The 13,969-nt window shown below is 61.4% G+C and carries 16 protein-coding genes and 1 pseudogene; 11 read left to right on the top strand and 6 right to left on the bottom strand.

Features of this window, described 5'->3' with window-relative positions:
* The first annotated feature begins 26 nt into the window (after positions 1-26).
* The 3 genes from AC1XDK_RS18390 (at position 27) to AC1XDK_RS18380 (ending at position 2,175) form a co-directional block, all read left to right on the top strand.
* Positions 27-1,358, top strand: a complete 1,332-nt coding sequence (locus AC1XDK_RS18390) for a hypothetical protein (protein WP_483351422.1) — start codon at positions 27-29, stop codon at positions 1,356-1,358.
* A 195-nt stretch (positions 1,359-1,553) separates the two neighbouring features.
* On the top strand, positions 1,554-1,880 hold the full coding sequence (locus AC1XDK_RS18385) for a HalOD1 output domain-containing protein (protein WP_483351421.1): 327 nt from the start codon (positions 1,554-1,556) through the stop codon (positions 1,878-1,880).
* 58 nt (positions 1,881-1,938) lie between these two features.
* On the top strand, positions 1,939-2,175 hold the full coding sequence (locus tag AC1XDK_RS18380; protein WP_483351420.1) for a hypothetical protein: 237 nt from the start codon (positions 1,939-1,941) through the stop codon (positions 2,173-2,175).
* Here the strand turns inward: AC1XDK_RS18380 and AC1XDK_RS18375 are convergent.
* From AC1XDK_RS18375 to AC1XDK_RS18365, 3 genes are all read right to left on the bottom strand, one after another.
* A complete protein-coding gene (locus AC1XDK_RS18375; protein WP_483351419.1) occupies positions 2,172-2,588 on the bottom strand; it encodes an SPW repeat domain-containing protein in 417 nt (138 codons plus the stop codon). The genes AC1XDK_RS18380 and AC1XDK_RS18375 overlap by 4 nt on opposite strands.
* Before the next feature lie 93 nt (positions 2,589-2,681).
* Positions 2,682-4,721, bottom strand: coding sequence for a S9 family peptidase (locus tag AC1XDK_RS18370; RefSeq protein WP_483351418.1), 2,040 nt, complete (start codon positions 4,719-4,721; stop codon positions 2,682-2,684).
* A 109-nt stretch (positions 4,722-4,830) separates the two neighbouring features.
* Positions 4,831-5,976, bottom strand: a complete 1,146-nt coding sequence (locus tag AC1XDK_RS18365) for an NAD(P)/FAD-dependent oxidoreductase (protein WP_483351417.1) — start codon at positions 5,974-5,976, stop codon at positions 4,831-4,833.
* Positions 5,977-6,048: 72 nt separating this feature from the next.
* On the opposite strand from AC1XDK_RS18365, the gene AC1XDK_RS18360 reads away from it, so the two are divergent.
* From AC1XDK_RS18360 to AC1XDK_RS18340, 5 genes are all read left to right on the top strand, one after another.
* The gene (locus tag AC1XDK_RS18360; protein ID WP_483351416.1) at positions 6,049-7,026 is read left to right on the top strand and encodes an ornithine cyclodeaminase family protein; all 978 of its coding nucleotides are present in this window, start codon (positions 6,049-6,051) and stop codon (positions 7,024-7,026) included.
* 392 nt (positions 7,027-7,418) lie between these two features.
* Entirely contained in the window at positions 7,419-8,255 is an 837-nt protein-coding gene (locus AC1XDK_RS18355) for a ParA family protein (RefSeq protein WP_483351415.1), read from the top strand.
* Positions 8,252-8,665 (top strand): DUF7970 domain-containing protein, encoded by a 414-nt coding sequence (locus tag AC1XDK_RS18350; RefSeq protein WP_483351414.1) that lies wholly within the window; start codon positions 8,252-8,254, stop codon positions 8,663-8,665. The genes AC1XDK_RS18355 and AC1XDK_RS18350 overlap by 4 nt, the downstream gene beginning before the upstream one ends.
* A 230-nt stretch (positions 8,666-8,895) precedes the next feature.
* On the top strand, positions 8,896-9,294 hold the full coding sequence (trxA, locus tag AC1XDK_RS18345; RefSeq protein ID WP_483351413.1) for a thioredoxin: 399 nt from the start codon (positions 8,896-8,898) through the stop codon (positions 9,292-9,294).
* Positions 9,295-9,334: 40 nt separating this feature from the next.
* Positions 9,335-9,901, top strand: a complete 567-nt coding sequence (locus AC1XDK_RS18340) for a class I SAM-dependent methyltransferase (protein ID WP_483351412.1) — start codon at positions 9,335-9,337, stop codon at positions 9,899-9,901.
* Between the two features lie 183 nt (positions 9,902-10,084).
* Here the strand turns inward: AC1XDK_RS18340 and AC1XDK_RS18335 are convergent, their stop codons facing one another.
* From AC1XDK_RS18335 to AC1XDK_RS18325, 3 genes and pseudogenes are all read right to left on the bottom strand, one after another.
* Positions 10,085-10,228 (bottom strand): hypothetical protein, encoded by a 144-nt coding sequence (locus tag AC1XDK_RS18335; protein ID WP_483351654.1) that lies wholly within the window; start codon positions 10,226-10,228, stop codon positions 10,085-10,087.
* 142 nt (positions 10,229-10,370) lie between these two features.
* Positions 10,371-10,616, bottom strand: a pseudogene (locus tag AC1XDK_RS18330) (low temperature requirement protein A); the annotation flags it as partial.
* A gap of 57 nt (positions 10,617-10,673) precedes the next feature.
* The gene (locus AC1XDK_RS18325) at positions 10,674-11,675 is read right to left on the bottom strand and encodes a succinylglutamate desuccinylase/aspartoacylase family protein (protein WP_483351411.1); all 1,002 of its coding nucleotides are present in this window, start codon (positions 11,673-11,675) and stop codon (positions 10,674-10,676) included.
* A gap of 156 nt (positions 11,676-11,831) precedes the next feature.
* Between AC1XDK_RS18325 and AC1XDK_RS18320 the strand changes: the two genes are divergently transcribed.
* From AC1XDK_RS18320 to AC1XDK_RS18310, 3 genes are all read left to right on the top strand, one after another.
* Positions 11,832-12,032 (top strand): hypothetical protein, encoded by a 201-nt coding sequence (locus AC1XDK_RS18320; protein ID WP_483351410.1) that lies wholly within the window; start codon positions 11,832-11,834, stop codon positions 12,030-12,032.
* A 33-nt stretch (positions 12,033-12,065) separates the two neighbouring features.
* On the top strand, positions 12,066-12,440 hold the full coding sequence (locus tag AC1XDK_RS18315; RefSeq protein ID WP_483351645.1) for a ferritin-like domain-containing protein: 375 nt from the start codon (positions 12,066-12,068) through the stop codon (positions 12,438-12,440).
* Between the two features lie 161 nt (positions 12,441-12,601).
* Positions 12,602-13,732: a S1C family serine protease gene (locus AC1XDK_RS18310; RefSeq protein WP_483351409.1), complete on the top strand. Its 1,131-nt coding sequence runs from the start codon at positions 12,602-12,604 to the stop codon at positions 13,730-13,732.
* Positions 13,733-13,969: the final 237 nt, after the last annotated feature.

Genomic DNA, 13,969 nt, shown 5'->3' with positions numbered 1-13,969 from the left:
ACTGGGCGTCTCCCGACGGAGGTCACATGAGACGCCCGACGACTCTCGTATTCGCCCTGCTCGTCGCCTCCGCAGTCGGGGCGATGGCGGTGGTGGCGGCCGAACCGCAGTCGAACTCGGAACCGAAAGAACGCTGGAACAAGACGTATGGCGGGTCCGGCGACGACATCTTCAACGATATCGCACGAACGGACGACGGCGGCTACGTGCTCGTGGGCGAAAAGGAGAGCGATAGCTCCGGAATCGACGGGTGGGTGATGAAGATCGACGGCGATGGAAACAAGGAGTGGGAACGGACGTTCTCCACACCGGGAACGGACCGATTGTACTCCGTCGTCGTTACGGGAGACAAAACCGTCGTCGCCGGGCGAACCGACCGCGGCGGAAGCCCGATGGGATGGGTGCTGGAACTCGACGCGGACGGACGAACGCAGAACGAGCGAACGCCGGGAACGGGCGCGTTTTACGGCGTCGAGCAGGACGGAAACGGGTACGTACTCGCTGGCTGGACCCAAGGGGACAGCGGCGTTGGCGGGTGGCTGCTGAAACAGGACGCGTCGGGGTCGAAGGCGTGGGAACGAACGTACGCGGCTCCAAACGGGAGTACGGGACGTTTCAAAGCGGTCGTCTCGACGGCTGACGGATACCTCGTCGCAGGGGAAGTCGAAAGCGGAAGCCAAGACGCGTGGATACTCCGAGCCGACAACAGCGGGAAACGACAGTGGCAACGTACCCTCGGCGGGTCGGACCGGGAAGCCGTCTGGGCGGCGACGGGTGACGAAAGCGGGATCGTCGTGGCCGGCGAGTCGGAAAGCGGCGAATCGCGTGACGGCTGGGTGTTCCGGTATGATTCGAGCGGGAAATTGGACTGGGAGAAGCGATTCGGTGGTGGGGAAGTCGATTGGCTCGACTCGGCGATGCCGACGAAGGACGGCGGCTACCTGTTCACGGGAGGAACGCTGACCGGTGGAATCGGGAGTGCGGACGGCTATGTGGTGAAAACGGGCGCTGACGGGAGCCTTCAGTGGGAAAAGGCGTACGGAAGCACGGAATGGGATAAACCGTGGCCCGCTGTACAGGCACACGATGGAGGCTACCTCCTCGCGGGACAAACCGGTGGGTTCGGCGCTCAAGGCATGGACGGATGGGTGCTGGAACTCGGGCCGGGTTCGATGACGGGAACGACGAACGATAGCGCGACGGAAGAGACTACTACGGGGGAGAAATCCACGACGACGAACGCGGACTCCGGCGGGACGGGTTCACCGTCGGGGAACACTAGCTTGCCCGGGTTCACGGTGCCAGTGGCGTTGGTCGCGCTCCTGCTGTTGGGCTGGTGGAGGGGGGGACAGTCGTAGAACGGAGAAAGCGAGAATCGGAGTCGAGATGAGAACGGGCTGGTGGGAATAGTCACCTGCGGCGGTACATATCCGATTTATATTTAATCAGAGTACTGAGATACTACGGAGTCATATTAGTTTCAGATACAACCGAGGTTCTTTTATTGCTGTAATTAGTTTAACACCCTAACTGAACGCGTGGAGCGGTATATCATGAAAGAGAATCGACTTACCGAACGGGCGGCAGAACTCGACAGAGACGGACGAAAGGCATATCGAGTCGCGGGAGGGAACGACGACCCAAGTACACGAGTTATCAGAGGAGTGGAGGAGATAGTCGGAGAGGGGGAGGAAAAGCAAACGTGGCTCTACGATAGCGTCGACCCCGACGCGTTAGATGCGATTTTCGGACAGAAGCACGACGGGACGCTGCGGACGAACGGAAATGTTACGTTTAACGCACGAGGATGCGAGATACTCATCGAGGCGGACGGCGAGATAGTCGTGTACGGGCCGATAGACGAGGACGAAAACGAGTAGGAAACGATTTCGAAACGGTATTGATGCCCGGGCCACGAATGGCGTCAAGAACCGATTGATGACCGACGAAGCACCCGTTACGTTCCGTGAACTGTTCTCCGAGCTGCCAGTACAGACCGGGCTGTTCAGTTTCGGCCCAGTGTTGTTAGGCCTCGCCCAGTTGTGGAACGGCTACTCACACCAGACTGCACTCTCGTTCCACGCGATGTTTGCCATCGTGATGGTCGGATTCGCCGTCCTCGTCACCCGATACCATCTCGCGTCGTTCCGGTTGGACAAACTGGAACGGCTTTAAGCCGTCCCGGCGGGTGCGCCCGCTCTCTCCTCACGGCCCGCGTAGGCGTTGTACCCGGCAATGATGGCCACGACGATGCCGGAGATGATGTCGCTCCAGAACGCCGTCGAAGCCGTCATGATGAACGGCACGAGTATCATCCAGAGGCCCAACAGTGCGACGAACGACGAACTACCCACGCTCGTCGACATCCCTCGAGACATGCGGTAGTAGTTGTACCCCGCGACGAGGAATATCGCCGCCCCGATGATGAGGTTGTTCCAGTAACTCGTCATTGACATCGATGGGTAGACGAACGCGGAGATGAATATCCACGCCCCCACGAGCGATACGAAACCGCTCAGCCATTTCAGTCCCGATTCGTCGGTGTCGGTACTTCGAGACGTTCCTTCTCTCGCTTCTGTTTCACTCATCAGTGTTTCCCCGGAGAGGGGTAAGTCGAGCGAGTGAATAAAGCGAGCGACCGTTTAATCGGAAATGGGAATCGTTCAACCGCTAACGTCCCATTACGGCCGTTCGGGGTCGTGAGTTGTGAACCATTCCGTCAGCTGTTCGATGCGGTGTACGGCCCTGTCCGGGTCGCCGATGTTGTGATGTTCGTCGGGGTAAACCACCAGTTTCGCGGGAACGCCTTGCTTTTTGACGCTGATATAGAGCTGTTCGGACTGCGAGGGCGGACAGCGCCAGTCCTCGCCACCGGCCGTGACCAACAGGGGCGTCTCGACGTTGCCGACGTCCGTGATGCTGGAGGAGGAATCGTAGGTTTCCGGGTTCTCCCACGGCAGGCCGAAGTCGTTTTCCCACCAGATGTGAGCGTCGTCGGTTCCGTACGCAGACCGGAGGTCGTAGATGCCGTGTTCGGCGGCGGCCGCGGCGAAGCGGTTCGTCCGCGTCACGAGATAGCCCGTCGTAATGCCGCCGTAGGAGAGGCCGGTGACGAAGGTTCGATCGGAGTCGGCCCACCCCTGTTCGACGAGATACTCGACACCCGCGAGCACGTCCTCGGATTCTCGGGGGCCCCAATCGCCACGGATGGCTTCACTGAACGCCCGACCGTAGGAACTGCTTCCCCGGTAGTTGGGGCGGAAGACGACGTATCCCCGGTCGGCCCAAAAGGCGTACTCGAACGAGAACTCGGGCGCGTCGTAGGCGACGGGACCGCCGTGAATACTGACGATTAGCGGCCTCGGGTCGGGGTCTTCCGGGTCGAAGTCCGAGGGATAGTAGACGATGCCCTCGATGTCGTCGCCGGACTCGTTCGGATACACGACGCGTCGACAGTCGGGCATGGCGTGCGTTTCCTCGAACGCCGCGTTACAGGCCGTCACGCGAGCAGGTTCCCCGGCGTCAAGTTCGTCCGCGTCCATCGCGTACAGGTCGCCGACTGTTCCGGGGTCGGTCAGGAGGAACGCGACCGTCTCGCCCGCGAAGTCGAAGGTCTGGACGGTTCGGTAGTCGCCCTGCGAGTCGAAGGTGAACGCGGGCGAATCCTCGTCGACCGAACAGCGAACGAGGCGCGTGCTCCCCTCGTCCCCGACGGCGACGAGGAGCGTCTCGTCGTCTTCCCAGCGAAACCGCCCGGACCGTGCGACGGTCCGGTCGAGCGATTCCGTGACCGACCGATAGTCACCGTCGTCGGCGACGTACAACTGGGTCGGAATGTGCGTGTTCGTCGGGTCGTCCACGGTGAACGCGAGACGCGACCCGTCGGGCGACCAGCGCGGCCCCGCGGCGGCGAGGTTCGAATCGGTGACCCTCCGCAGGTCGCTCCCGTCGGGTGCGATGGTGTACACGTCCATGACGCCGGAATCGTCCGGGCGGTCGGTGCGGTTCGAAAGGAACGCGATTCGGTCGGCACCCCACGCCGGTTGCAGACCGAACATCGGTTCGTACGCCCCACCGCCGTAGGCGTCGTCGAGGCGGCGCGTTTCGCGCGTTTCGACGTCGACGACGAACAGGTAGGTCGTTACGTCGTCTAACAGTCCCTTCCCGTCGAACCGATGTTGCAGTCGCTCGGTTTCGACGGGACCGCCGTCCCGGAGGTCCGCGAGGTAATCGCGTTCCTCCTCGGTCGGGTCGCGCGATGAGATGGCGAGTCGTTCGCCGTCGGGAGACCAATCGAACTCGCGGACGCCTTCCTCCTGGTCGGTGACTTGCCGGGCGTCGCCGCCGCGAGCCATGTCGAACAGCCAGAGTTGGGGGTTGGGTTCGTCGTCCGCGCCGCTCGTTTCGTCCTCATCGTCCTCTTCATCGTTCCCGTCGGTCGCCGTCACAGAAAGGGTGACGTCTTCCTCGCGGGCGGCGAGGAACCCGAGTTTCTCCCCGTCAGGAGACCACTTCGGCGACCCGGCGTCGGACGCCCGCGAGAGCCGATACGGGTCGTCGCTCCCGTCCGTCGGGACGACGAACAGGGACGTTCGTCGGTCGTCCTCCGTCCGGTCGAACTCGTCGGCGACGAAGGCGATTCGGTTGCCGTCCGGCGAGAGCGCGAGGTCGGTCACTAACGTCAGGTCGTAGAAATCGTCGGGGTGAAACGTATCAGTCACGAATACTTCCTGCCGCGGGACGCTAATAGTTGTATGTGCGCCAGCAAATCAGACGGATGCCGGGACGCGGCGGGACGGTCGGTTTTCACGCGACGGCGAGCGTTCCGTTTTACGCGACGTTCCGTTCGTCGACGGTTCGCCCCTCCGCGAATCGATGGGAATCGAGCGCGGAGATGTCCACGAGTGATGCCTCGCCGTCGAAGACGATTTCCGTGACCAGTTGGCCGGTCGCCGGTGCGTGCTGAAAGCCGTGCCCCGAAAAGCCGACGGCGTTCACGAATCCCGGAATCGTTTCCTCGATGATGGGATGATGGTCCGGTGTGACGGCGTACAGACCCGCCCATCCCCGGCGAATCTCGGAGTCGGGACCGAAGTAAGTCGTCCACTCCGCCGCCTTCTCCACGGCCTCGATGGTCCAGTCGAGGTCCGTCGTCCGGTCGTAGGCGTTCGGGTCGGCCGTCGTATCGCCGCCGAAATGGCCGCCGACGAGCGCAGCACCCTCGCGTTCCGGGCGGAAGTACGACCCCGTATCGAGGTCGATGGTCAGCGGAACCGACTCGGCAACGGAGGTTTCCGGGTCGACGACCGCCATCTGGCGACGCTCGGGCGAAATCGGAAGGTCGAGACCTGCCATCGCGGCGACCCTGCTCGCCCACGGTCCGGCGGCATTGACGACGAAATCGGCATGGATGGGTCCGTCGGTCGTCTCGACGCCCTCGATTCCGGTAGAATCGCCGAGGACGCCCGTCACCTCGACACCGGTTCGGATGTCGGCACCGACCTCGCGGGCGCGGGTGGCGAACGCCTGTAGCGCCAAATGCGGGTCCGCGAACCCGTCGTCCGGGGAGTACGTCGCGGCGCGGAACAGGTCGGCGCAGAGGCCGGGACAAACCTCGCGCGCTTCCTCGGGGGTGAGCAACTCGCTTTGGACGCCGCACTCGTTCTGCATCGCGACCGTCTCCGCGAGTTCGTCCGCAGAATCCTCCTCTCTGGCGAGAAAGAGATACCCCGAGCGTCTGTGGGAGATGTCGGCGTCGAACTCCTCCTCGAACCGGTCCCACACGCGCATGCTGGCCCGCGAGAGTGCGACGTTGACGGGCGTCGAAAACTGTGCTCGGATGCCTCCAGCGGAACGTTCGGTACTTCCGGCGCCGATGTTCGAGCGTTCACAGAGGACCACGTCGGCCCCGCGTTTCGAGAGATAGTACGCGCTCGAACAGCCGACGATTCCGCCACCGACCACGATGACTCGCATGGCTACGGAAACGGACTCCGGGATAATGGTTCCATCGTCGGGAAATAAGAACGTTCGCCGTCAATGCCCCCTATGGTTCGAATCCTCTCCGACGACGACGTGGCGTCGCTCCTCGAAATCGACGCCCTGCTTCCCGTCGTCCGTGATGCGTTCGTCAAACAGGAACGCGGTGACGTCGAACGACCCGACCGCCCCCACTTTCCGGTCGGTGCGGGGCTCGAAGGCGACGCCCCGCTCGGAACCGGCCTCGTCATGCCCGCCTACATCCACGGTGCACCCCACTACGCCACGAAATTAGTCGGGGTCCACGGAGGGAACGTCGACCGCGGGCTTCCGACGGTCAATGCCCAGATCGCGCTGACCGACGCCGAAACGGGACTCCCCGTCGCCGTCATCGCCGGAACGAGAATCACGAACGCGCGAACGGGCTGTATCGGCGGCCTCGCAGCCGCCGAACTCGCCTCGTCGTCTCCGGTGAAATTAGCCGTCATCGGAGCGGGGACGCAAGCCCGTTGGCAAGCGCGCTGTATCGCAACCGCGACGGACGTCGAATCGATTCGGGTCTATTCGCCGAGCGATTCCAAGCACGAGTGTGCAGAAGAGCTCGAATCGGAACTCGGCGTGCCGACCACGCCGGCCGAATCGGCGGACGACGCCGTGGTGGATTCGACGGTCGTCGTCACCGCGACGACCGCGACTACTCCCGTCTTTTCCGGCGAGGCACTCCGCCCCGGAACGCTAGTTATCGCGATCGGTGCCTACAACGAGGAGATGCGCGAACTCGACCGGGAGACGTTTTCCCGCGCGGATAAAACGGTCGCCGACGTGCCGGAGGAGGTCGCCGAAATCGGGGACGTACGGGCGACCGACCTCGAAGCCGAGGACTTCGTTCCGCTCGGCGACGTGTTCGACGGAGCGGCCGTCCGGGACTCCGATTCGGAAATCGTCGTCGTCGAAAGCGTCGGGTCGGCCGTACTCGACGCCGCCGCGAGCGAGTTCGTGTTCGAGCGAGCGGCGGCGTCGAACGTCGGTGAGGAAGCCGGGCTGTAACGACCATCGAGGGAGTCTCGCCCGAGATATATTCAGATATCTTGCCAGAGAGCTACCCAGATATCCGAATAGATTTCCAACGTGAGCACCGGAAAGCGGTACAGCCATACAGGCAGATTTTTGGGGATATTTCGGGATATATGTCCAGCTAGATATCTATACGGAAATATAAACAGAAATCCAGACGAAGCGGGAGCGAATCACATGTTTCACGAAGAGACGGAGCGTGAAGTCAGTCGAATCCACCGCAGTCATGCAAGTATCTTCGTAGAAACCCAATCAGATATCCAGAAAGATATCCGGGTAGATAGCCATCTGTATAGCTATCCGTATAGTTTCGCCCAGTTGTCTGACGAGAATTTATGAGGAGCTAGCGTATATCGACCGACTGTATGAAACGGGCCATCACACTGTGGAGCGAGTCCGGCGGGGTCGGCAAGACGACCATGGCGACGAACGTCTCCGCCGCGCTGAGCCGACAGGACGAACGGGTTCTCGTTATCGACTTGGATCCCCAATTGGGAAGTCTGACCGACCACGTCGGCTACCAAGAGTTGAAAACCGGCGACCGCGACCACCTCGGGGACGTCCTGTTAGACGACGAGAAGGACATCCGGTCGCTCATCGTCGAAACGGAGGATTTCGACCTCGTGCCGTCCCACGAGGGACTCGCAAATATCGAGAGCGAGATGGCCGCACGGAACACCTCGCTTCGGGAGTTCCAACTCAGGTCGGCGCTCAAATCCGTCGCGTCGGAGTACGATTACTTCATCATCGACCCGCCGGCGACGTTGAACGTTCTCGTAGATAACGCGCTCGTCGCGGCGCGAAACGTCCTCATCCCCATCGAGCTCACTCGAAAGGGAAGCATCTCCATCGAAGGGTTGGAAGACACCCTCGACAGCATGGAGCGCGGATTCAAGAAGTTCGACGACAGCTTCAAATTAGGAATCCTCGCCGTCGTTCCGAACGAAGTCGGCGACTCGAACATCTACCGTGACACGCGCGAGGAACTCGAAATGGACGGGAAACCGGTGACGCCTTTCGGCGTTCGAAAACGCGACGTGTTGAAGGAAGCGTGGAAGAACCAGATGAACCTGTTCGAGTTCGCGGAAAGCGAGGAAACGCGTGACCTCCGCGAGTACGAGGAAGATCTGCTCGCGAACTTCGAACAGCTAGCGCGAATCGTCCAACAGGGAACGGTCGACGCGGTGGAGGTCGAGGCATGACCAAGGACGACAGGTACGGCGCGACGGACGACGATTACAGCGACGACATCGGGGGTTACGCCGAATCGACCGCGGATACGGCTTCGACCGACGAAGCCGCCGCGACCGAGTCAGATGCAGGCGAATCGACGCCGAGCGAACCGGAGCCAAAGACGACGAGTACGAGTTCCGACCCGCTCCCGTTCATCTTCGCACGTCGAACCGTGAAAGCCGACCGGGACGCCGTTCCGGTGTACGTACAAGACCAAACGGCGACTGAAATCGACGAATTAGAACGTGAATTAGGCCAGACCTTCGACGGTGACAAGGTGATGGCACTCGACGTGCGCGAAGCACTCATCCGAGCAGGGTTGGAGAACGCGGACGACGTCCGCCGCGTGATGGAAGAGTGGGGCTACGGTCGGCGGTAAAAGTCGCTTCTTGCTTGCGGATATCTCGATAGATATTTGAATAGAATTATTCACATATATCCACATATATTTCTGGAAAGATATACAGATAGATATTTCGAGAGAGCCCGATGCAGTAATTCCGGATGGTTTTTCGGGGGAGTGGTGGGAACGAAACGGGCATCTACGGCACACTAATTGTGCAAGTAGTGCAAAACCGTTAAATCGGACCGGTCCCTACGGTGTAGTGAATGACGGACGAACTCAGCGAAATACGGGAACGAAAGCGCGAAGCGTTGGTGAACGAAGAATCGGAGACGAACGAAGAAACCGCCAAACAGCCGGTTCACGTCGGGAGCGAAACGCGTTTCGAGGAGTTGACTGAGACGGGCGGAGTCGTGTTGGTCGATTTCTACGCGGATTGGTGTGGCCCGTGCAAGATGCTCGAACCGGTACTCGAAACCGTGGCGGCGCAAACCGACGCCGTCGTCGCCAAGGTGAACATCGACCAGCACCAACCGCTCGCACAGCGACACGGGGTTCGCGGCGTGCCGACGCTGCAGATGTACGCCGACGGGGAACCCGTAAAGCGGTTGGTCGGAATGCAGGACGAGGCGACGCTGACGAACCTCGTCGAGCGGTTCGCTTAAACGGGGTTCTTTATTCGGAGGGTGACGATAGGAGTACGAGATGGGTTTTCACACGTTCGACCCCGATAAGGCGGCAAAGCTCGAAGATCCGGGACGGTATCGGTACGTCTCCCGCGACGAATTGGTAGCGGAACTGGACCTCGCCGGCGATGAAACCGTCGCCGACCTCGGAAGCGGGACGGGATTCTACACCGACGACGTGGCCTCGTTCGGCGACGAAATGGGCGTCTCCGTGTACGCCGTAGACGTGCAAGCGGAGATGCACGACCACTATCGGAAGAAGGGCGTCCCGGAGAACGTCGCGCTCGTTACGGCGGCAGTAGACGATCTCCCGTTCGAAGACGACGAGCTCGATGCGGCGTTTTCCACGATGACGTTCCACGAGTTCGCGGGAGCGGACGCGCTCGGGGAGGTGGCACGCGTGCTTCGGCCGGGAGGCCGGTTGGTCGTCGCCGATTGGAGCGCGAACGGTCGTGGCGAAGATGGCCCGTCGGTCGACGAACGATACGACGAAGAGAAGGCGAGCGAACTCCTCACTACCGCAGGATTCGAAGTGAAGTTCGGGAAGGAGCGCCCGGAAACGTTCGTGTCGGTGGCGACGAACTGAGGAACCAATTTTCGACCTTTTTGCGTTTATAAATCGGATACAGCGATATCGTTCCGTTGAGAGTGCAGTCTCGGGCGTCGGACTTAGGATGTGCGGCTACCCTCGGACTCGGGTCGCTCGAATCGGGAGTCGATTCCCTCAAACCCACCAATCCAACGAGGACACCAGCGGTAAGGGCGACGGTCACCGGAGCAGATACCGCATCGGCGATGGGGCGAAGAGCGAGACGGTCCACACCCCCGCACCGAGCGTGAATCCGGCAATCCACGGACGACATAGTTCCCGAAGGTCGGCCGTCACGAGCCACGTTTGTGCGTACAGCCCCACGACCAACATCGGAGGAACAGATACGCCGCGGCGAAGGCCACGGTTCCGCCCGCGAAAACATCGTGGACCGTCGTTGCGAACGCATGACCCCGAACATTGCGACGACGATGACGCTCCGGAAAACCGGGTCGTTCGTGCCGAACTGGTCGGCGTAGTACGTAAATCCGACCCATGCCCACCAAACCGGGAAGGACAACGGGACCAAAACGAGAACTCCACCGAGGGAGAGGTTCGCGTGAAGCAACCGCCCGAGTTGGGCCACCGCGAGTACGAACACCAAGTCGAAAAAGAGTTCGAGCCAAGTGGCGTGGCGCTCCTCGTCCGTCTCGGTGTGTAGCCTAAGAGAACGATCCGACGCATGGAGGATACAGACTTCGAACGTGATCATCGTTGATTCATGGATCATTTTTTAGATATAGTGCAGCTAGTGCGGGGCTCGAACGGCCTACGCGGACAACTCGATGGAGCGGCGAACGGTCGAGTCGATCTCTACGAGGTGGCACAGCGGGTTTCCGGGATAGACGACGGGATTTTCGAGGACGCCGACGAGGAGGCCGGTGAACGGCGCGACCACTTCGACGCCTTCGCGTTCGAACGGGTCGCTGATGGCACAGATGGTGTCGCCTTCGTACACGAGTTCGCCGCGGGAGCGATGCATGTCGACTACTCCCCCCTCGTCCGCACGAATCCACGTCCGTTCGTCGTCCGTTTCCACGACGGTCCGCCATCCGGGCCAGCGGACGAGCTCCTGTTCGTAGATACCGTATTCGGCGAAGACGCTCTTCACGCCCTTCAATGCGTGTTGGATGAGGCCGCGTTCGAAGCGGTGAGCTTCGCCCATCTCGATGGTGATGGTCGGAATTCCCCGATCCGTGGCTTCGCGACGGAGCATTCCGGGCGCACCGCGTCCGGCGATGACGAGGTTCGTTCCGAAGGCGTTGGCGAGGCGGGAGACGGTAGGGTCTACCATGTCGGCCCGAACGTGGAGCATGTTGGTCCGGCCGCGCGTCGACGTGTGGAAGTCGATGCCGAAGTCACACGGTTCGACGAAGTTACGAAAGATGCGGTCGGCGATACGGCGGTCGTTCGTCCCTGCCGGGTCACCCGGAAAGGCACGATTCAGGTCCTGTTCGTACCCCGGAAGATAACGCTCTTGGGCGAGGAAGCCGGGCACGTTGAGTACGGGCAGACAGACGATGGTCCCGTGAACGTCCGTGTGTTCCCACTCCCCCGCGACTTCCCGGACCACTTCGATGCCGTTGAGTTCGTCGCCGTGAAGCGCCGCTCCGAGAAACACTGTCGGGCCGGATTTTTCGCCGTTGATGACGGTGACGGGTATTCGAACCGGGTCTCCGAGGTAGGTTTCGCTGGTCGGAAAGTGGAACTGTTGCGTGGTGCCGGGTTCGACGCGACCCCCGTCGAATTCGAACGTCGATGAGTCCCCCATAGGTGGAGAGAGGACGGACGCCGACTTGGAGATTGACCCGACCCGGAGGACGAATTTGGGTAGAGCGGGGAGACAGTCCCGAAACATCCTCGGCGCATTCATGTCATAGTTCGGAAAATCGTTTTTGACCCCTACGGGCTCGATGGGAGTGAAGCCATGAAACAGACCAACGACGCCACCGACGATTCGACTCACGCGGGACGGCGACGAACGTGGCTAGTGTTCCTCGGAACGACTGCGACGGTCGGCTGTGGTCACGCTCGCGGGTTGTTCGGGGAATACCGACCACGGGGCAGGGTCCACGACGGACACCACGACTGGCATGGGGACGACCACCGCGGACATGAAGACGACTGAAGAAGAAGGGGAGATGGCGAACCGGGCGTTCCGATACTCAACTACGCGTTGACGCTCGAACACCTAGAGAACGCCTTCTACCGCGACGGCCTGAAGGAGTTCAGCGACGACGAACTGATTGGCGCGAAGGTGCTTTCGAAGTACGGCGAGGGAGTCCGTATGGACGTTCCGAGCTACATGAACACCGTCGGCGACCACGAGGCCGCCCACGTCGATGCCCTTACGAAAACGGTGAAGAAACTCGGCGGCACGCCGGTCGAAGAAGCGAAATACGACTTCGGCTACGGCAACGTCTCCGAGTTCCTCGGCGTGGCGAAGGCACTGGAGAACACGGGCGTCGCGGCGTACAAAGGTGCCGCGCCGAGGGGTCGTGAGAGATATCGAGTCGAAGTCGTGCACTCCGAGTGACAACTGGTGACACGCTTAACCGTGTTCGGCACTAACCTAACGTGAATCGGCCATCGGGCCGCCGCCCTCCACGATTCACGGTTCGTGTCGCTCGGGACAGGGATTCGTTTCCCGGCCGTGAGTTCACTGGTCGGTACGAAGTTCGATGATCGAAGTAACGCATGAACGAATACGAAACGAACGAACAGTCAACGGGAGAGCAGTTGACATACGAGCAGTTGTACAGCGAGACGATTCCGTCGGTCGTGTCGGTGTACGTCACCCCACGCGACGCGAACGGGCCGACGAGGGTCGGCGCGGGGTCGGGGTTCATCTACGGCCACGACGGAAACGAAGCGGAAAATGAAGACGGGGCGACGAGTGGAGACGGGATGATAAGTGGAGAGGAGACGACAAACGGAGACGGATGGGTGAGCGGCGGTGTAGAGACGAACGGATACGCCGTGACGAACAGACACGTCGTCGGCGGTGCCGAGGAGGTGGAACTCCGGTTCAGCGAGGGCGATTGGCGAACCGGACGCGTCGTCGGGCGGGACGACGGCACCGACCTCGCCGTCGTGGAAGTGGCCGACCTTCCGGCGTACGCCACGCCGCTTCCCGTCGCGGAGGACGCGCCCAAACCGGGCCAACGGGTCGTCGCGCTCGGGAACCCGATGGGACTCGACGGGACGATAACGAGGGGAATCGTCAGCGGAACGAACCGCTCGCTTCCCACCGGAAACGGGTTCGCCATCCCCGATACGGTCCAGACGGACGCCGCCATCAACCCCGGCAACAGCGGCGGTCCCCTCGTGACGTTGGACGGAGAAGTCGTCGGTGTCAATCGGGCCCGACAAGGCGACGGTATCGGGTTCGCCATCTCGGGAGCCATCGTCTCGCGGGTCGTGCCACACCTGATAGAAACCGGCTACTACCGTCATCCGTTCCTCAAAATATCGACGGTGGACGTCTCGCCGCTCGTCGCAGAGGCGAACGAGTTGGCCGAAACCCGCGGCGTCCTCGTCGTGGACGTGCGCCTCGGTCCGGCGAGCGGTGCCCTCGTGGGGTGTGAATCGGTTCGAACGGTCCGCGGGCGCGACGTCCCCGTCGGCGGAGACGTCATCGTCGGTCTGGACGGAACGGCCGTGCGCTCACACGAGGAGTTGATGCGCCACCTCCTCATCGAGACGCGACCGGAAGAACGGGTCGATGTCGAACTCATCAGAGGCGGGCAGCGGTTGACGGAAACCGTCGTGTTGGGAGAACGACCGAAAGCACCTGGACGCGGAGGAATTAGTATCGGTGTCGAGTGAATCGAGGGAGTCGGAGTAAAGTTGATCGAGGGAGTCGGAGTAAAGTTGATCGAGGGAGTCAGAGTGGAGTTAATCGAAGAAACCGGGATGGAGTGAATCGGAAGAGTCGGCGTGAAGTAAATCGCAGGAGTCAGAGCGGACGTAGAAGCCCGACGGGAATAGAAAAACAGCGGAAATGGGGGGGTTCGAAGGGGAACACGTGGACGAATCCGTCCATCGGGAAAACAACGGAAATTG

The organism is Haladaptatus sp. HS23, assembly GCF_056892285.1.
The sequence above is the reverse complement of the archived record's forward strand: the minus strand, read 5'-3'. Positions and strand labels throughout refer to the sequence as shown.